The sequence below is a fragment of the Streptomyces sp. WAC04114 genome, from assembly GCF_019733245.1.
Lineage (GTDB): Bacteria > Actinomycetota > Actinomycetes > Streptomycetales > Streptomycetaceae > Streptomyces > Streptomyces massasporeus_A.
In genome coordinates, this window is the sequence record NZ_JAIGQA010000030.1 from 25,141 (window position 1) to 43,595 (window position 18,455).

Annotated in this window: 13 protein-coding genes; 6 read left to right on the plus strand and 7 right to left on the minus strand. The window is 69.7% G+C overall.

The features are described from left to right. Nucleotides 1-2 precede the first annotated feature (2 nt). Entirely contained in the window at nucleotides 3-1,046 is a 1,044-nt protein-coding gene (locus tag K4G64_RS11395; protein ID WP_221755907.1) for a LacI family DNA-binding transcriptional regulator, read from the plus strand. After that, complete coding sequence (locus tag K4G64_RS11400; RefSeq protein ID WP_221755908.1) at nucleotides 1,043-1,951, plus strand: carbohydrate kinase; 909 nt, start codon at nucleotides 1,043-1,045, stop codon at nucleotides 1,949-1,951. Before K4G64_RS11395 ends, K4G64_RS11400 begins: the two co-directional genes overlap by 4 nt. Before the next feature lie 34 nt (nucleotides 1,952-1,985). Here K4G64_RS11400 and K4G64_RS11405 read toward each other — a convergent pair whose 3' ends face one another. Continuing rightward, nucleotides 1,986-2,855 (minus strand): helix-turn-helix domain-containing protein, encoded by an 870-nt coding sequence (locus tag K4G64_RS11405; protein WP_221755909.1) that lies wholly within the window; start codon nucleotides 2,853-2,855, stop codon nucleotides 1,986-1,988. Between the two features lie 101 nt (nucleotides 2,856-2,956). Here K4G64_RS11405 and K4G64_RS11410 point away from each other — a divergent pair, with 101 nt between their 5' ends. Beyond that, nucleotides 2,957-3,508, plus strand: coding sequence for a YceI family protein (locus tag K4G64_RS11410; RefSeq protein ID WP_221755910.1), 552 nt, complete (start codon nucleotides 2,957-2,959; stop codon nucleotides 3,506-3,508). A 77-nt stretch (nucleotides 3,509-3,585) separates the two neighbouring features. On the opposite strand, the gene uvrA is transcribed toward K4G64_RS11410, so the two are convergent. Then, the gene (uvrA, locus tag K4G64_RS11415; protein ID WP_221755911.1) at nucleotides 3,586-6,642 is read right to left on the minus strand and encodes an excinuclease ABC subunit UvrA; all 3,057 of its coding nucleotides are present in this window, start codon (nucleotides 6,640-6,642) and stop codon (nucleotides 3,586-3,588) included. Between the two features lie 222 nt (nucleotides 6,643-6,864). Here uvrA and K4G64_RS11420 point away from each other — a divergent pair, with 222 nt between their 5' ends. Both K4G64_RS11420 and K4G64_RS11425 read left to right on the plus strand, forming a co-directional pair. Further along, nucleotides 6,865-7,554, plus strand: coding sequence for a maleylpyruvate isomerase family mycothiol-dependent enzyme (locus tag K4G64_RS11420; protein WP_221755912.1), 690 nt, complete (start codon nucleotides 6,865-6,867; stop codon nucleotides 7,552-7,554). 54 nt (nucleotides 7,555-7,608) lie between these two features. Then, on the plus strand, nucleotides 7,609-8,262 hold the full coding sequence (locus K4G64_RS11425) for an MBL fold metallo-hydrolase (protein ID WP_221755913.1): 654 nt from the start codon (nucleotides 7,609-7,611) through the stop codon (nucleotides 8,260-8,262). A 539-nt stretch (nucleotides 8,263-8,801) separates the two neighbouring features. Here K4G64_RS11425 and K4G64_RS11430 read toward each other — a convergent pair. The 3 genes from K4G64_RS11430 to K4G64_RS11435 form a co-directional block, all read right to left on the minus strand. After that, nucleotides 8,802-10,751 (minus strand): type ISP restriction/modification enzyme, encoded by a 1,950-nt coding sequence (locus K4G64_RS11430; protein ID WP_308122332.1) that lies wholly within the window; start codon nucleotides 10,749-10,751, stop codon nucleotides 8,802-8,804. Next, nucleotides 10,645-11,694: a hypothetical protein gene (locus K4G64_RS41025; protein WP_308122330.1), complete on the minus strand. Its 1,050-nt coding sequence runs from the start codon at nucleotides 11,692-11,694 to the stop codon at nucleotides 10,645-10,647. Before K4G64_RS41025 ends, K4G64_RS11430 begins: the two co-directional genes overlap by 107 nt. A 773-nt stretch (nucleotides 11,695-12,467) precedes the next feature. Continuing rightward, on the minus strand, nucleotides 12,468-13,823 hold the full coding sequence (locus K4G64_RS11435; RefSeq protein WP_221755915.1) for a hypothetical protein: 1,356 nt from the start codon (nucleotides 13,821-13,823) through the stop codon (nucleotides 12,468-12,470). A 594-nt stretch (nucleotides 13,824-14,417) separates the two neighbouring features. On the opposite strand from K4G64_RS11435, the gene K4G64_RS11440 reads away from it, so the two are divergent. Further along, a complete protein-coding gene (locus K4G64_RS11440; RefSeq protein ID WP_221755916.1) occupies nucleotides 14,418-15,644 on the plus strand; it encodes a hypothetical protein in 1,227 nt (408 codons plus the stop codon). 494 nt (nucleotides 15,645-16,138) lie between these two features. Here K4G64_RS11440 and K4G64_RS11445 read toward each other — a convergent pair whose 3' ends face one another. Together K4G64_RS11445 and K4G64_RS11450 are read right to left on the minus strand one after the other, a co-directional pair. After that, nucleotides 16,139-16,630 (minus strand): STAS domain-containing protein, encoded by a 492-nt coding sequence (locus tag K4G64_RS11445; RefSeq protein ID WP_221755917.1) that lies wholly within the window; start codon nucleotides 16,628-16,630, stop codon nucleotides 16,139-16,141. Further along, nucleotides 16,630-18,093: a PP2C family protein-serine/threonine phosphatase gene (locus K4G64_RS11450; RefSeq protein WP_221755918.1), complete on the minus strand. Its 1,464-nt coding sequence runs from the start codon at nucleotides 18,091-18,093 to the stop codon at nucleotides 16,630-16,632. Before K4G64_RS11450 ends, K4G64_RS11445 begins: the two co-directional genes overlap by 1 nt. Nucleotides 18,094-18,455: the final 362 nt, after the last annotated feature.

The following is an 18,455-nucleotide window of genomic DNA, read 5'->3' on the forward strand; positions in this document are numbered from 1 at the left end:
GCATGGCGACCATGGCCGACGTCGCGCGGAGCGCCGGTGTCTCCGTGGCGACGGTCTCGCATGTGCTGAACGGCACCCGGCCGGTGCTGCCGCACACCCGCCAGGCGGTCCTGGACGCCGTGGAGGAGCTCGGCTACACCACGAACACGCTGGCCCGTTCCCTGGTGACGGCCCGCACCCGTTCCATCGGGCTGGCGGTGTCGGCGATCAGCAACCCGTACTTCACGGAGATCCTGCAGGGCGTGGAGGCCGCCGCGCTGGAGGCCGGCTACAGCCTGCTGATCGCCGATCCGCACGACGACCCGGGGCACGAGCGCAAGGTCGTCCAGCTGCTGCACGAGCGCCGGGTGGACGGCATGATCGTCGCGCCCTCCGCCGATCCGCGCGAGCTACTCGCCTACCTGGAGCGGCACGACGTGCCGGCCGTGTTCCTGGACCGGCTGGTGGACGCGCCGGGGGCGGACGGCGGTCCGCGTTTCGACCAGGTGTGCGCCGACAACGCCGAACCGATGTCCCGGCTGGTCACCCATCTCGCCGGGCTCGGTCACCGGCGGATCGGGCTGGTGGCGGGACGGCCGGGGCTCAGCACCACGAGCGAGCGGATCACCGGCTACCGCAGCGGCCTGGCCTTCGCCGGGCTGGCCTACGACGAGCGGCTGCTGGTGCACGGCGACTCGGAGTCGGCCGGCGCCGAGCAGGCCACCGAGGCCCTGCTGTCGCTGGGTGTGCCGCCCACCGCGCTCGTCACCGGCAACAACGCCACGACCATCGGAGTGCTGCGCGCCCTGACCGCACACGGCCTGTCCGTGCCGGGCGACATCGCGCTGTGCTGCTTCGACGACTTCGCGTGGGCGGATCTGTTCTCGCCCCGGCTCACCGCGATCGCGCAGCCCGGCAGGGACATCGGCGCGCGGGCCGTCCGCGTGCTCCTTGAGCGCCTCGCCGAGCCGGACCGGGCCGCCCAAACCGTTCGTCTGCCCTGCACCTTCGTCCACCGCGCATCGTGCGGTTGCCCCAGCCCGTCCGAGGAAGGAACCCCGTCGTGATCGTCGTCGCCGGTGAGGCACTGATCGACCTGGTACCGCAGGGCACGGGTGCCCTGGGAGCGCTGCAGCCGGCGCTCGGCGGCGGCCCGTTCAACACGGCCGTGGCGCTGGGCCGCCTCGGCTCCCCCGCGGCCTTCTGCTCGCGGGTGTCGGCGGACGCCTTCGGGGAGGCCCTGCTGGACCGGCTGCGGGAGACCGGGGTCGACGTGACCTCGGTGCAGCGCGGCCCCGAGCCCACGACCCTCGCCGTCGCCACGGTCGGCGCGGACGGCTCGGCGGCGTACTCCTTCTACGTCGACGGGACGGCGGACCGGCTGTTCGCGGCGCCCTCCGCGCTGCCGTCCGGTACCCGGGCGATCTCCTTCGGTACCTGCTCGCTGGTGCTGGAGCCGGGGGCGAGCGCGTACGAGGAGCTGATGCGCCGGGCGGCCGCGCAGGGCCTGTTCACCGCGCTGGACCCGAACATCAGGGCCGGCCTGATCCCGGACGCGGACGCCTACCGGGCGCGGTTCAAGAGCTGGCTGCCGTCGGTGTCGCTGCTGAAACTGTCCGAGGAGGACGCCGCGTGGCTGGGCGGCACGCCCCGGGAGTGGCTGTCGGCCGGTCCGGCGGCGGTCGTGATCACCCGGGGCGGCGACGGGCTGACCGCCTTCACCGCCGACGGCGGCGAGTACGCGGTGCCGGGCGAACGCGTCGAGGTCGTGGACACGATCGGTGCGGGCGACACGGTCAACGCGGCCCTGCTGCACGGGCTCGCGGCACGCGACGCCCTCGGCACTCGCGCGCTCGCCGAACTGGGGTCCGCGGGCTGGACGGAACTGCTGGGCTTCGCGGCCCGCGCGGCGGCGGTGACCTGCTCGCGGGCCGGCGCGGAGCCGCCGTACGCGCACGAGCTGAAGGGCTGACACCGGCGGGGTCCCGTGGTGGGCCGGGGGTGCTTCAGCCGGTCTCCCCCAGCGTGACCGCCCGCAGTGCGCCCGGGCGGCGGCCGTGGAGGCGGTCCAGGGCGGCGGCCGTGGCCTCGTCCGCGGGCAGATGGACGACGAGCTGCTGCCCCTCGTCGGGGAGCGCGAGCGTCTCGTGCAGGAGCCGCAGGGAACCGGCCTCGGGGTGCTCGATGTGCTGGGATCCCGTCCGCCGCGGTGTCATGGCCAGGTCGGCGAAACGGTCGGCGAAGTCCGCGCCCGCCGTCACCGTGAGTTCGTCGGCCAGCTCGGCGAGGTAGGGGTCCCTCAGAGGGACCCCGTGCCGGAGCCGGGCGACGAGGTCGTCCGCCACCCGGTCCCAGTCACGGTAGGCGCTGCGTGCCCGTTCGTCGGTGAACAGGTACCGGAGGAGGTTGGGGCGCTCGTCGTCGAGCAGGCCGAGGGGGCGGACCAGCCGCTCGTACCCGGCCGTGTGGGCGAGGACGTCACCGATCCAGTTGACCACCAGGGCGGGAGCCGGCTCCAGATGGTCCAGCACCGCCCGTACGGTGGGGCGCGCCGAGTGGCTGAGCGAGGGGGCCGCGGCGCAGACCAGCGGATCGCCGCCGTCCGCCTCCTTGGTGAGGCGGCGCAGCAGGATCCGGTCGTTGAGGGAGAGGTTGAGGGCGTCTGCGAGAGCGCCGAGCACCTGGGCGGAGGGGTTGCGGTCGCGGCCCTGTTCCAGCCTGGTGAGGTACTCGACGCTGACGCCGGCGAGCGTGGCCAGCTCGGCACGCCTCAGGCCCGGGGTGCGGCGCCGGGGGCCCGCGGGCAGACCCGCCTCGGCCGGGGTGACGGCTTCACGCCAGGTGCGCAGATACGTGCCCAACTCGTTGTCGCTCACCCGCCGAACGTACAGCGCCCCCGGGTGCGGAGGGTGGCCCCGTCACTACCAGGCTCCGGCCGGTCTCCCTGCCGCGCCGCGCGGACGTGAAGGTGGAGGGCATGACGAATGACACCGCTCTCACCGCCCTGCCGCTGGCCGCCGGTCAGTGGGCCCTCGACCCGTTCCACTCCTCCGTCAACTTCACCGTCCGGCACCTGGGCATCTCCAAGGTGCGGGGCCGCTTCGAGCGGCTGGAGGCCGGACTGTCCGTCGGGGAGCGGCTCGAGGACGTGCGGGTCTCCGCGACCGTCGACCTGGCCTCGATCGACACTGGTAACACCGACCGGGACGCGCACGTCCGCGCCTCCGACCTGCTCGATGTGGAGAAGCGTCCGACGATGACGTACCGCTCGACGCGCGTGTCGGGCGAGGGCGAGGACTGGGCGATGGAGGGCGAGCTGACGATCGGCGACGTGACCCGCCCGGTGACCTTCGCCGTGGAGTTCGGCGGGCTCGTCGACGTGCCCATGGACGGCAGCCGGCACGCCGGGTTCGAGGCGACGGGCGAGATCCGGCGCAGCGACTTCGGGCTGAACTTCGCCCCCGGTGTGCTCGGCGACGTGATCAAGATCCAGCTCGACATGCAGTTCGTGGAGCCGAAGGCCGCCTGACCGCATACGAAAACGCGCCGTGCCCCCACAGGCCGTGGCCTGTGGGGGCACGGCGCGTTCGGCAGCAGGGACCTACCTCAGCCCTTGCTGGTCCGGGTCGTCTTCTTCGCGGCGGCCTTGGTGGTCTTGGTCGCCGTCTTCTTGGCGGCCGTGCTGTCGACCGTCTTGGTGGCGGTCTTGCGGGCCGACGCCGTCTTGGCGGCGACCGTCTTGCGAGCCGCCGTCTTGCGGGCGGCCGTCTTGCGGGCGGCCGTCTTGCGGGGCGCCTTCACCGAGGACGCGTCGCTGACGCGGTCGGCGCCGAGGACCTCCCGCAGGAACTTGCCGGTGTGGCTGGCCGGGACCCCGGCCACCTGCTCGGGCGTGCCCTCGGCGACGACCAGGCCACCGCCGGCGCCTCCTTCGGGGCCCATGTCGACGATCCAGTCGGCCGTCTTGATCACGTCGAGGTTGTGCTCGATGACGATGACCGTGTTGCCCTTGTCGACCAGCCCGGACAGGACTGTCAGCAGCTTGCTGATGTCCTCGAAGTGCAGACCGGTGGTCGGCTCGTCCAGGACGTAGACCGTGCGGCCGGTGGAGCGCTTCTGCAGTTCGCTGGCGAGCTTCACACGCTGCGCCTCGCCGCCGGACAGGGTGGTCGCGGCCTGGCCGAGGCGGACGTAGCCGAGGCCGACGTCCTTGAGCGTGTTGAGGTGCCGGGCGATCGCGGGGACCGCCTCGAAGAAGGCGGTGGCCTCCTCGATCGGCATGTTCAGGACCTCGGCGATGGACTTGCCCTTGTAGTGGACCTCCAGGGTCTCCCGGTTGTACCGGGCACCGTGGCAGACCTCGCACGGGACGTAGACGTCCGGGAGGAAGTTCATCTCGATCTTGATGGTGCCGTCGCCCGCGCAGTTCTCGCAGCGGCCGCCCTTGACGTTGAAGGAGAAGCGGCCGGGCAGGTAGCCGCGGACCTTCGCCTCGGTGGTCTCGGCGAACAGCTTGCGGATGTGGTCGAAGACGCCGGTGTACGTGGCCGGGTTGGAGCGCGGGGTGCGGCCGATGGGCGACTGGTCCACGTGCACGACCTTGTCGACGAGGTCGTCGCCGTCCACGCGCGTGTGCCGCCCGGGCACGCTCCGTGCGCCGTTCAGCTCGCGGGCCAGGTGCGTGTAGAGGATGTCGTTGACCAGCGTCGACTTGCCGGAGCCGGACACGCCGGTGACGGCGGTGAACACGCCCAGGGGGAACGAGACGTCGATGTCCTGGAGGTTGTTCTCCCGAGCGCCGTGCACCGTGAGCTGCCGGGAGGGGTCCAGCGGCCGTCGGATGTCGGGCAGCGGGATGGCCTTCTTGCCGGACAGGTACTGACCGGTCTGCGACTCGGCGTTGGCGAGGAGATCCTTCAGGGAGCCGCTGTGCACGACCTTGCCGCCGTGCTCACCGGCGCCGGGGCCGATGTCGACGATCCAGTCAGCAACCTTGATCGTGTCCTCGTCGTGCTCCACGACGATGAGCGTGTTGCCCATGTCCCGCAGCCGGACCAGGGTCTCGATCAGCCGGTGGTTGTCGCGCTGGTGCAGACCGATGGACGGCTCGTCGAGGACGTACAGGACGCCGACGAGGCCGGAGCCGATCTGGGTGGCCAGACGGATGCGCTGGGCCTCGCCGCCGGACAGGGTGCCGGCCGCGCGGTTCAGCGAGAGGTAGTCCAGGCCGACGTCGACCAGGAACCGCAGCCGCTCGTTGACCTCCTTCAGCACGCGCTCGGCGATCTTCTTGTCGCGGGCGGTGAGCTTCAGCTCGCCCAGGAAGTCCGCGCAGTCGCTGATCGACATCGCGGAGACCTCGGCGATGGACTTGCCCATGATCGTGACCGCGAGGACGATCGGCTTCAGGCGCGTGCCCCCACACGTGGGGCAGGGCACCTCGCGCATGTAGCCCTCGAAGCGCTCGCGGCTGGAGTCGCTCTCGGCCTCGCTGTGCCGGCGCTTGACGAACGGGACGGCGCCCTCGAAGGCCGTGGTGTACCGGCGCTCACGGCCGTAGCGGTTGCGGTAGCGGACCTCGACCTGGGTCTTGTGGCCGTGGAGCAGGGCCTTCTTGGCGCGCTGCGGCAGGCCGCCGAAGGGGATGTCCGTGCGGAAGCCCAGCGCGTCGGCGAGGGCGCCGATCAGGCGGCCGAAGTAGTCCTTGGTGTGGCCGTGCGACCAGGGGTGGATGGCACCCTCGTCGAGGCTCTTGTCCGGGTCGGGGACGATCAGCTCCGGGTCGACCTCCATGCGCGTGCCGATGCCGGTGCAGTCCGGGCAGGCGCCGAAGGGCGAGTTGAAGGAGAAGGAGCGGGGCTCGAGCTCCTCGAAGGACAGGTCGTCGTACGGGCAGTACAGGTGCTCCGAGAACATGCGCTCGCGCTCGGGGTCGTCCTCGGGGAGGTCGACGAAATCGAGCACGACCATGCCGCCGGACAGACCGAGGGCGGTCTCGACGGAGTCGGTGAGGCGGCGCTTGGCGCCGTCCTTGACCGTGAGGCGGTCGACGACCACCTCGATGGTGTGCTTCTCCTGCTTCTTCAGCGTGGGCGGGTTCGACAGCTGGATCGTCTCGCCGTCCACCCGCGCGCGGGAGTAGCCCTTGGTCTGGAGCTCGGCGAAGAGATCGACGAACTCGCCCTTGCGCTCGCGCACCAGCGGCGCCAGCACCTGGAAGCGGCTGCCCTCCGGCAGCTCCAGGACCTTGTCGACGATGGCCTGCGGCGACTGGCGCGTGATGGGGCGGCCGCACTCGGGGCAGTGCGGCTTGCCGATGCGCGCGAAGAGCAGACGCAGGTAGTCGTAGACCTCGGTGATGGTGCCGACCGTGGAGCGCGGGTTGCGCGAGGTCGACTTCTGGTCGATGGAGACGGCCGGGGAGAGGCCCTCGATGAAGTCGACGTCCGGCTTGTCCATCTGGCCGAGGAACTGCCGGGCGTACGAGGAGAGGGACTCCACGTAGCGGCGCTGTCCCTCCGCGAAGATGGTGTCGAAGGCCAGCGAGGACTTGCCCGACCCCGACAGGCCCGTGAAGACGATGAGCGAGTCGCGCGGGAGGTCGAGCGAGACGTTCTTGAGGTTGTGCTCGCGCGCTCCACGAACGATGAGACGGTCGGCCACGCCGGTCCGCACCTTTCTTGAGAGAAGTGACAGGGGCGGGGCCCCCGTCTTTCTCAGACTAGGGGGAGCCACTGACAACGCCGGTTGGGTTCACGGGTTGTCAACAAACCCCGGCTCTCCAGCATGCCCGACGCCACGTCCGACCTTATAGCACGTGCTTTCGAATTACGGCACTGCTTCACCACCTTCACCCGAAGGAGTGGCGGAGTTAGGGTCAGCACCATGATTGATCACGCTCATGACCTGGCGTCTGTACGTGACGCGACGGAACGGCTGCTGACCGCAGTCGGCAAACTGGACAACGCGTCTGTGACCCACCCGTCACGGCTGCCCGGCTGGAGCCGCGGCCACGTCCTGGCCCACCTCGCCCGCAACGCGGACGCCCTCGTGAACGTGCTCCAGGGGCGCCCGATGTACGTCTCCGGGGACGCCCGGGACGCCGACATCGAGCGGGACGCCCCGCGCGGCCTCGACGTCCAGCTCGCCGACCTGCGCGAGAGCGCGGCACGCTTCCAGGAGGCGGGGGACGCCCCGGCCGACTGGGCGCGCACGGTGGAGCTGCGCAACGGGGTCACGGACTCCGCGTCCCGGGTGCCGTTCCGGCGGTGGGTCGAGGTGGAGCTGCACCACGTGGACCTGGGGATCGGCTACGAGCTGGAGGATCTTCCGGCGGACTTCACCGAGCGGGAGATCGACTTCCTCGCCGACCGGTTCGCCGGGCACCCCGACGTACCGCCCACACGGCTCACCGACGGCACGCGCGCGTGGCGTACGGGACGGCATGTGGAAGGCGGACCGGAGGTGACCGTCACGGGCTCCCCGGCGGACCTGCTGGGCTGGCTCGCCGGCCGCCGCACCGGCGCCGCTCTCACGGTGGACGGGGACCCGCTGCCGGCACTGCCCCCGCTGTAGGACCGCCGCCCCGGCCGCGGGACCGGGGCCGCTCCCCGCTATAGGCTGGCGAGCATGACGTACAGCGGAGAGGTGACGGTCGGCGGACCGGCCGATGTGCACGAGCTCAAGGACCTGATGATCAGCAAGATCGCGGTGGGTCCGATGAACAACAACGCCTATCTGCTGCGCTGCCGGGCCACGGACGAGCAGTTGCTGATCGACGCGGCGAACGAGGCGGAGACCCTGCTCGGCATGATCGGTCGCGACGGCATCGCGTCCGTCGTCACCACCCACCGGCACGGCGACCACTGGCAGGCGCTCGCCGAGGTCGTGGCGGCCACCGGCGCCCGCACCTACGCGGGCCGGGAGGACGTCGAGGGCATCCCCGTGCGGACCGCCGTGCCGGTCGACGACGGCGACACCATCCGGGTGGGGCGCGTGGAACTCACCGCGCGCCACCTGGTCGGACACACACCCGGCTCGATCGCCCTCGTCTACGACGACCCGCACGGGCATCCCCATGTGTTCACCGGGGACTGCCTGTTCCCAGGGGGTCCTGGTCGGACAACACGTCCGGAAGAGTTCAACTCCCTGATGGACGGCCTGGAGACCAAGCTGTTCGACGTCCTGCCCGACGAGACGTGGATCTACCCCGGCCACGGCAACGACACCACCATCGGCACGGAGCGGCCCCACCTCGCGGAGTGGCGCGCACGAGGCTGGTGATTTACGTGCCGCCAGCCACCCGGCCGCGGGTCCTTATTCCAGCCCCGGGATCACAAAGCCACGGTCAACGCCGACGCCTGCGGTTCCTGGGCCGAACTTTGCGGTCTCCGGCTGAACTCTTAGGCCTGCAGTACGGGCAGAGGCGACGCTCGTCGAGGCTCTCTGGGTTCGTGTGCCCGCAGCCAGCGCACTCGAGCGGATCATCCCCGGTGAGGCCCTGATCCCCCGATGGGTCCCACTCGGCAGAAGATCCGTCCAGCCGGTAGTCGATGGGGTCGTCATTCTCGTCGTGGTAGTAGTTCGGCGCCCTGGACGGTGTACCCCCGGGCAGATCCCGCTTTTCGTACCAGTCCCTGATGTTCACGCGTTCAGCATCTGCCACAACTGCCAGACAACGGAAGATCCGCGCAGCCACCCAGCTGCAGGCTTCCGCCACTGCGCGCAGCAGCGTCGGCTTGCCCCTGCCCATGTATCAGGGTGGGGTCTCCGCACTTTCCGCACCCGCCTACGCGCACACGCAACAGCTCGGCGAGGCCGCTCTACAGCAAGGTGTCACCCGCGCCGTCGGGCGCGGAGTCCAGCGAGAAGCGGGGCTTCCTGTCCGCCTTGCTCTGTGGCCAGCGAACCCCCGCGGCGGCGAGGTCGTCCAGTGTGGCGATGCCGCTGGCGAGGATGGACTCCAGGGTCTCGGCCTGCTGGGATTCGAGCCCGGTCAGGCGGGTCAGGACGGAGAGCAGGTCGAGGAACTCGCCCGTCCAGTCCGGATCCCACGCCGTGGCGTTGACGTCGTCGAGCGGCGAGCTGCGGCGCCCGCCGGGCTCCTTCTTGCGGTAGTCGAACCACGACTTGATGACATTGTGGCCGCCGACCTCGTAGTCCCACACCTGGCGTGGGACCGGCCCGAACTCGCCGTCGCCCATGACGATGGTCTGGCGATCTTCGTCGTAGGCCAGGGTCTCCGGCAGCGCCGTGAGGGGCTTCTGGCTCAGCGGGCGCTGAGGGTCGCCCACCGGCAGCCTCACGTCAGTCAGGCCCGGCGCAAGGTTGGGGGTTCCGTCGGGGTGGAGGAACGGGAGGGTCCTACCGCCCTCGGAGCCCTTGAAGTGATCGAAGTCCGGGATCAGGGCGGAGAACACCACGCCCGGGCCGGACCGAATGCTCTTCCGGTGCTGCTCGACGACGAAGACCTGACCAGGTATGCGTGCGGCCCACAGGTCGCGGCGGGGCCTGTCCATCACGCGGGGGTCGGCGATCACCCATTGCCTGTCGAAGGACCGGTAACCGACGCGGGTAACGGCGGGTGAGGTTGCGGTCTCCTGGATCAAGGGCTTCCCGGGCGTGGAGCAGGTGTCGTCAACGGGCAGGCGCGGTTTGGTCTTCTTAAGGCTGGCGTCGTTACCCTCTTTGAAGAGTTGCGCCTTCTGTTCGCGGTCGTCTTCGCCAATGAGATGGGACCATCGGCGCTCCAGGACGCCGCCGCTGGGCGCGTACACCCAGGTGCGGGTGGGGAAGACGCCTGGCGAGTACCAGGGCAGGAGGTCGTCGAGGGCCGGGTAGGTGTCCCACTGGCTGGTGCTGGCGGGGGTGAGGGGGGCCGTCCAGTCGGTGCGGCAGTCGCGCCAGCCGTCGTCATCGAGCCCGGTGGCGGCCAGGGCGGCGAACTTGTCAGCACGGCGCCCGGTCAGGGCGCGGTGGCGGATACGGGCCGGTGTGGTGTTGTCAGCGCCGACGCGGCGCACGAAAATACTGATGGCGAGGGGCTGGCGTACGCCGGGGAAGATCCGGGTCGGGATGTTCGGGGTCTGGCCTTCCGGCGTGCAGTCGATGATCCATCCCTCAGAGGCGTAGCGGCGCAGGTAGGCGCGCATGCCTTCGAAGGCGGGGCCGGTGAGGTATCCGGAGGTGGTGATGAAGGCGATGACGCCGAGGTTGCCGTCGGCGGTGGATTCCCAGACCTTCCAGGTGGCCCAGCGCCAGAAGAAGACGTACAGGTACTTCAGCTGAGCCTTGAACCTGCTCATCCCGGGGATGACCCAGTCGTCCAGGATGGCCTTCTTGCCCTTCTTGGTCTTAAGCTCCAGGCCGCCGTTCTCGACCCAGCCGCCGGCGCCGTTGGCAAGTTCGGCGTAGGGCGGGTTGCCTATTACGACGGTGACGTTCGCTCGAGCCTTGATCTCGTTGGCCTTGCGGCGGGAGGCCGCTATGAGCTGGAGAGCGGACCTGAGCTGCGTCTCGGCCGCGTTGGGGTCATCGAGGGTGTCGGTGACGAATAACTTGAGGCCGCCGTCTGGTGGGACGGCCTGGTAGCTGTTCAGCTGCTCGGCGGCCCGCAACTCGGCCACCGCGAACGGGCCCATCTGCAGCTCGAACCCGGCGACGCGTTCAGCGGCCCGGGTGACCGCACCGGAGACGGCTCCCGGCCCGTCGTGGGCGGCGACGTTCGCCGCGATCCGCTCGAGTACCGCGTGCAGGTAGGTTCCCGTCCCCATGGCCGGGTCGACCGTGAAGACCCCGGGGTCGGCGAAACCACGCTGCTTGCCGAGGCGGGTGACGAGGACATCGTCGGTGAGCCTGACCATCTGCTCGACGACCTCGATCGGCGTGTAGTACGACCCCGGACCGCTTGCGCAGCTCGGGGTCGTACGCGTCGAGGAAGTGCTCGTACAGGTGCAGGTAGGTGTCGCGGCCACCGCGGCGGATACGGGCCCAGTCGACGGCGTCGACCGTGCGGGCCAGCAGGTCGAGGGTGACTCGAAAATCCCGTGCCACGTCGTCGGTGAGGAGTTGCAGCGCCCGCCCCATCAGGGAGTGGTCGGCGCGGAGCTTCTCACCGATCGTGTGCAGGGACTCGCCGAAGACGGTGATGCCCTCTGTGCGGGCCAGCAGCAGGGCGAACGTTACGGTCTGCGCGTACCCGTCGGCGAATGTCGCCTCGTCCGCGTGGGGGAACAGCATCGCCCGCCACTCGGCAGCCAGCCCGAGGAAGGGCTGCAGGCGCTCATCGGCGCCGCCCCGCACGACCGTGTGCTCGGCCGCCAACTGGTCCAGCACCTCCCCGCGCAACAGCCGCGTCATCCGGGCGATGGCCGTCACCAGGCCGCCGAGGCTGGTGATCGGCGCCGGCTTCCAGACCAGGAAGTCCGTCAGCAGCGCCTCGAACTCCGGTGGGGCGGTCACCTTCCCGTCGTAGAGGTCACCCGTGAAGTGCACCGTGCGCCGGTGCTCGCCGTCCTGGTACAGCCGCCACTCGGTGCCGTTGGTGTACAGCAGGTTCGGCAGGTCCTGCTGCCGTTCCCACTGCACCTTGTCGTGTCCGCGCAGGGCTGCTGGGGCGACGGCCTTGCCGGGTGCCTTGACCTCGATGTATCCGGTGATCACCCCGTCGATGCTGACCCCGTAGTCCGGCCGCACACGCCGCTCGGTATCCCGCACCTCATCGTGGAAGACGGCATGCACCCCGAGCTCAGGCCCAGCCGTCCGTAGCAGCTGCTCCAGCGGCGTGCGTATCGCTGCCTCCGGCCCCCCCCGGCCCGGCCAGCTTCTTCGCACACTCCGCGCCGAACTCCTTGACGGCTCCGGCAAGCCAACGTGGCACCTCTCCCATAACGCCCCCCAATCAAACAGGAATTGATCATGTCAGATCAGAGGCTCATCGTTAATAAGTCGTCAGAAAGATTGGATGGCCCGGTCGACGTCGGCGAGCATGGCGCGGGTCTGCGGAGGGCGGGCCGCGACGTCGGAAACCCAAGGCGCACCAGCGGGCCGCGCTGGCAGGATCACCGCATGCTCATCACACCGCGCCCCGGCCCAGACCGGAAGAACATCCGGCAGGCCCTCAGCGGCGTCCACACCACGGCGATGAACCTGCAACGGCCGTACGGCAGCGCCTTCGAAGGGCTGCTGACGTATTTGGACTGGGCCACGGAGTCCCGCGCGGCCCCACCGGTTTCCTGGGCGACACGACGGCCTCGGCGGGCGCATCCTCCTCGGCCAGCGCCTGAGCACCTCCTCCGCCTCCGTCAGAGCCGCAAGCACTCGCTCCAGCTCGGCTTCGAGATCCTCCACCCGCACCGCCGCGGCTTTCCCGCGCTTCCAGCACCGCCCGCATCGACGGCATCCGGACCGAGACTTCCGTGCCAACCCCCATTTCACGCCTGACCAGCGGAAACCGCACATGAGGTTCGGAAAGAGAACGACCTCTCAGATCATGATGTGGCCGCTTCTGTGGCCCACGCACGTTGTTCTTCGGCGAGGCGTGCTTCGTCTTCGGCGGTGTCGGTGCCGGCGGCGCGGTTGCCGTAGCCGCGGTGGACGACGAGGAGCTGGTTCTTGTCCCCGTACTTGTCGCGGTAGGCGATCACCGCGGGGCCGGCTCCGCTGGAGTGGGCGGGGAACTGCTTGTCGGTGCTCCAGCCGCCGTTGGTGGTGTAGGTGGCCCACCAGAGTTTCTGGTCGTTGCCGCCGTGGCCGCGGTGGATGCAGTACAGCTTGCTGTCGAACACGGCCAGGCCCGGCCCTTCCAAACTGTGATGGGCGTCCAGTTGGCGCTCGGTACCCCATCCGGCGCTGGCGCTGTAGCTGATGTGCTGCAGGGCGGTGGTGTTGTTGCCGCGGTACACGCAGTGGAGCCTGCCGTCGTAGACGGCCAGGGCCGGGTTCGCCGAGGTACCGACGTTCAGCCTGACGTCGCGGGTCCAGCCCGTGGATGGGGTCCAGGTGGTGTGCCACAGGTGCGCCGAGTCACTGCCCCGGTGGACGCAGTGAAGTTCGTTGCCGAACACCGCCAGGGCTGGGCCCACGGAGCTGGAGTGGGCGCCGAGAGGGGTGTCGGCGCTCCACCTTCCCGCGGCCGGGTCAAAGGTGGTGTGCCACAGGTCCTTGTCGTTGCCGCTGCCCCGGTGCACGCAGTGGAGCCGCCCCTCGAAGGAGGCCAGCGCCGGTCCGCCTTCGCTTGAATGGGCCCCGAACAACGTGTCCTCGCTCCATCCCTTGTCGGGGTCATAGACCGTCCACCAAAGCCTGGAGTCGGACGGCGAGCCGCGGTGGGCGCAGTACAGCTTGCCCTGATGCTCGGCCAGCGCCGGGTTCGAGGCACTGTGGTGAGCGGTGAACTTCTCGTCCTTGCTCCACTCCTCCCGGGCCTCGTAGACCGTCCACCACAGGTTGGTGTCCTCGTTGGGCTTCAGACTGATCGGGATGAGCATGCCCGGAGCGATCCAGGGGGAGACCAGCTTGCAGCCGTAAGTGCTGCCGACCTCCTTGATCCACAACGCCTTGATCTTGCAGTACGCCTCAACGATCTTGTTCATCGGCGACGGCAGCGCCTCACCCGCCACGTCACCGATCAGTTCCGCGATGTCGCCCGCCAACGCTGCCGCCTCGGCGTTGAGGTGGATCTCAAAGCCCCACCAGAACGTCTTGGCCGAGACGTCATAGCCCCGCGCGCCGAGCTCCGTGCGGGCCGCCTCCGCCCTGGCAACTTCCTCCGGTGACGGGGGTGTCGCCCGGCTGCCGTCCTCAAGGACGCCGCTCTCTTGCGCTGCTTGTTCTTCTGTCGCCACCCTGCGCTCCTGCATGCTGTCGCAGCAGAGCCACAGCCCGAACCTGTCCCGGCCCATCGCAGGCGGTCCGAGCCCTGCCCGCTGCTCGCCTGAATCGGTTCACACAGATCGACACTGTGAGTGTTGATTTGCTCTCAAAGGGTAGCGATATCCAGCTCCATACAAGGCTGAATCCCCCCCATGACTACCTCAAAGTGATCTGCGTGGCCTGACGCAGATGCCCACTCCTTGCCACAGGCGCCGAGCAGCCAGGAGCCAAAGTTCTTGACCTGGCGGTATCCGGAGTCTCGGGCGGTGCCGTTGCCTGCATGATGCCCAGCTGACAGATCGTTCAGAACGAACGTGCGGAGCTGGGGCCGGACTCGTGCCTCACTGTCTGCCGCCGGGACCCCGTTGGCGCAGCCTGGGGGCGGAGCGAGATAAACCCTCCTCAGACGTGTGTCAGTCCTCTAGGTGACAGATGCCGCTAGTGCCCTTTTTCTTGCCAAAAGATAGGAAATATGGTGTTGACGCACACGTCTCCTCACCAGTCCGCATCCAGCGCTCTCGCTTCGCCGAGGGCGCTGCATGCGCGTGAAGAACAGGGGAATCGCTTTGGCTGCAGAGCAGAACATCGAGCAGGAGATCGGCCGGCTGACGCTCGGGGATGCGATCACATCCGTATCCCCCCTGCCGTATCCGGTGCCGGATCCGGACCAGGAGTGGAACCTGCCGAACGGTTTCGCGCGGGTCTACTACGGCGAGGGTTCACGCGGAATCAGCCGGCCGGTCATCATGGCCGACGGGTTCAACCTGGGCAAGAGCGACCTGACCGTGCTCTACGCGGGTCTCGACCGGGACTACCCGCTGATCACCAAGCTGCGCAAGCAGGGCAGGACCGTCATCCTGCTCGGCTTCCAGGAGCGCACCGCCTCCATCGTCGCCAACGCCGAGGCCGCGAAGGCAGCCATCCGGCGCACCGTCGATGAGCGGTTGGACAGCAGCCAGCTGGCCGTCGGCGGCTTCAGCATGGGCGGCCTCATCACCCGCTACGCCCTGGCCGACCTCGAGTCCGAGCACGAGGCCCACGAGACCGCGTTGTACTTCTCCTACGACACCCCGCACCGCGGCGGTGTAATCCCCATCGGGATCCAGGCGTTCGCCCACTTCATCCCCACCCTGCCGGGTCAGGAGAACGCCTTCGCCAAGCAGATCAACAGCCCGGCCTCGCGGCAGATGCTGTACCGGCACTACAACAACGCGGACGGCACCAACCGGCAGGACCCGATGCGCACCGATTTCCTGCAGAGGCTGGAAGAGGTCGGCAGCTGGCCTCAGGGTCCTCTCAAGATCGCTGTCGCCAACGGCACCGGCAACGGTACGGGCATCGACGTCCCGCCGGGCCAGATGGCCCTGAAGTCAACCGGCACCACCGTCTTCCCCGGCACCACCTTCTACACCCAGGCCACTGGGAACGGCGTCACGGTCGCCGAACTGAAGCGGCTGCTGCCGGCGGCCTCGAAGACCGTCAAGACCGACGACTTCCCCGAGTTCGACGGCGCCCCCGGCGGCACCCTCGACTCCTACGGGATCATCGCCAAGGCCCTGAAGGAAATGGGCGGCACGATCGACCTGCGGCACCCCACTGTCTGCTTCGTCCCCTCGGTCAGCGCCGTCGCCATCCGCGACATCGGCAACCAGGACGACCTCTACGTCAAGATCAACGGGCTCGCCCCGGAGGAAAGCGAACTGGATGAGTTCGTGTGCTCCTCCACCACCACCGCCCACACGGAGATCACCGCCGAACTGTGCGAGTGGATCATGGAGCGGCTCCCCAAATGATCGCGCTGCCACTCCCCGGACCGAAGGGCCCGTGACACGTTGAGGGCGCCCGACCGTCCACGATGACGCGCCCCCATCCGGGCCCGACTGGGCGAGACGGTCACGTGCGCAGCCGCCGGTACAACGTCTGCGTTCACCGTCGCCGTGCTCTGACCTCGTCGCACCAGGCCGGACCGTGCCACGCCGGCCTCGGCATCTCGGTTTGGGAAACGGTCGCGGTTACCGTTCCCCAGACTGACGGCCGCGATCGTCAGCCGCCGGGCTCGCCCGCCGCCTGGGCGTACGCACCGAGCTCGGCGCGAAGGGCGCCCTGCCCAGCAACGAGATGCTGACCGGCCGCCGCGGCGTGCTACGCCGGTGGGAGGCCACCCGCGTGTGACCCGCTGACACGCGCTGTGATCGGCGGTGGCCAGCTCAGACTGGGTACGCGCCGCAGTGAGAGGGCCGGGTCCAATCTCTGGGGGCACACCTGCCATCGTGGCGGGTTGACGCGATTAGCTCAGTTTGGCAGGGGAGTGGTGCGTGCTGTCGCAGGCCGTGCGCTCCACCTCGGTCGGCTCACGGGTTCCGGCGTCGGTGGAGACCCGGGTGATGGAGCCGTGCTCGCCGGTACTGGTGGAGGGGCTGTCGGTCATGGTGGTGACTGCTTCGGCGGCCGTGGCGTGGACCGGCAGGACTGCGTCGACGCCGGTGAGGGTGAGCATCCGCATCAGGCGGTCGGGGACGTTGGCGAGTCCGAGTGCACCGCCCGCCGCCTGGGCGGTGTGCCAGAGGCCGATGAGGGCGCTCAGACCGGCGGAGTCGCAGAAGCCGACGTGTGACAGGTCCAGGATCAGGCGCGGGCATCCGCGCTCGAGGATCTTGGAGGCTTCGCGGCGCAGGGTGTCCGCGGTGTGCAGGTCCACGTCGCCGGCGACGGTGGCGATCGCGAGGTCGGGGCGTGGGTGCTGGACGGTCAGGTGCAGCGTGTTGGTCACGTCGGTCATCACTCCTGGCCGAAGTGTTCGGGCGCGGCGGCGGTGTGGGTGGTGGCAGCGGCGCTGCCGTGGGGTGTGGTGTGAGGGTGGGGGACGGACAGGGCCAGCAGAGCCACGTCGTCGCCGGCTCCGTCGGGCAGCGAGGCCAGCAGGGTGATGCTGTCCTCGACCAGGGAGGTGGCGGTGACGGGCCCGGTGCGCTGGTGGAGGAAGCCGGTCAGGCCGTCGTCCCCGAGCATGGCGCCCTCGGCGGTGCGGGCTTCGATCAGCCCGTCGGTGTAGAGGAACAGGCTTTCCCCGGCCGTCAGGGCAAACGTGGTCTGGGCGAAGGGCGCCTGCGGGAAGGCGCCGACCAGCATGCCGCCCTTGGGGCGTACGGCCCGCACCCAGATGGCGCCGCTGTCATCGGGGCGAAGGTGGTAGGCCGGCGGGTGGCCGCCGGTGGCGACGGTGACGGTGAAACCGCCGTCCTCCCGGGGCTCCAGGAGACCGAAGAGGACGGTGCAGAAGCGGCGGCCGGCGGTGACGTCGGTGAGCAGCATGGTGTTGAGCGCGCTCAGCACGGTGACCGGGTCGGCGTTGATCTGGGTCGCGGTGCGCAGGGTATGGCGGGCCAGGGCGGTGACGGTCGCCGCCTCCGGGCCCTTGCCGCACACGTCACCGAGGAAGAACGCCCACCGGTCACCGTCGAGGGGAAAGACGTCGTAGAAGTCACCGCCCACATCGTGGGCGGAGGCGGTGCGGTAGTGGCAGGCCAGTTCCAGGCCCGGCACCACAGGAAGAGCCGGGGGCAGCAGGGTGCGCTGCAGGGTGGAGGCGAACGCGGCGATGGCGGCCTTGTCCCGCTCCGCCTTCTCCCGCGCCTCCCGTTCCGCCTCGGCGTGTCGCTGCTCCGCCTCCCGGCGTGCCTGCTCGTCGCGCAGGGCGCGCAGCGCCGACAGCCGCAGCTCCATCTCGTCCAGCACGATTGCGGCGAGGTCGGCAAGGGTGGCGGTGTCCTCCTCGGTGATCGAGCGCGGCCGGGTGTCGAGGACGTTGACCGTGCCCAGCCGGTGCCCGTCGGGGGTGGTGATCGGTGCGGCGGCGTAGAAGCGCACCCCCATCTCCCCTGCGACCAGCGGATTGCCCGCCGCGACGGGGTCCTTGAGCGTGTCGGGGATGACCATCGCGTCATCGCGCAGGATCGCCGAGCCGCACAGGCCCGGATCACGGCCGATCTCCGCGACACCCTCCAGGCCGTGGGCGGCCTTGAACCAGATGCGGTCGGTGTCCACGATCGTGACGGTGGCCACCGGCACGTCGAAAAGCCGGGCGGCCATCGACGCCACCCGGTCGAACGCCCCGTCGGGCGGAGTGTCAAGGATGTCGTAGCGGCGCACCGCCGCGATACGGGCCGCCTCCACATCGGGGTCAGGGACCAGCTCGGGGCGGCGCCCGGGAGCCGGGCCGGTGGCCGATGCCTGCTGCATCATCGGCTTTCCTCTCCGTGGATGGGCTGCCGCCATGAACGACACGAGCCGGCGCAGCCTAAATCGACCAGACGCCCGAACGCCAATGCCGCCGTCTGCCGGGCACCGGACGCGGCCTCCTGCCCGGTGATGCGGTCACTCTCGGCAGCAGAAACGGGAGATCCAGCAACCGCCGCCCTCGGCCCGATCGGCCCTCCTGGCTCTGGGGCCGGAACAACTCATACCGGCGTTGGACCGTGCTGATGCTCTTGGCTGGACAGAGCGTCCGGCCGACGACGGCGGCCCTGCCCCTAGGCCGCGTGGAAGGAAGAACTCGCGGAGCCGTCCGGTAGCGGGGAAGCGTCAGCGACCCCAGCCCAGCCCTT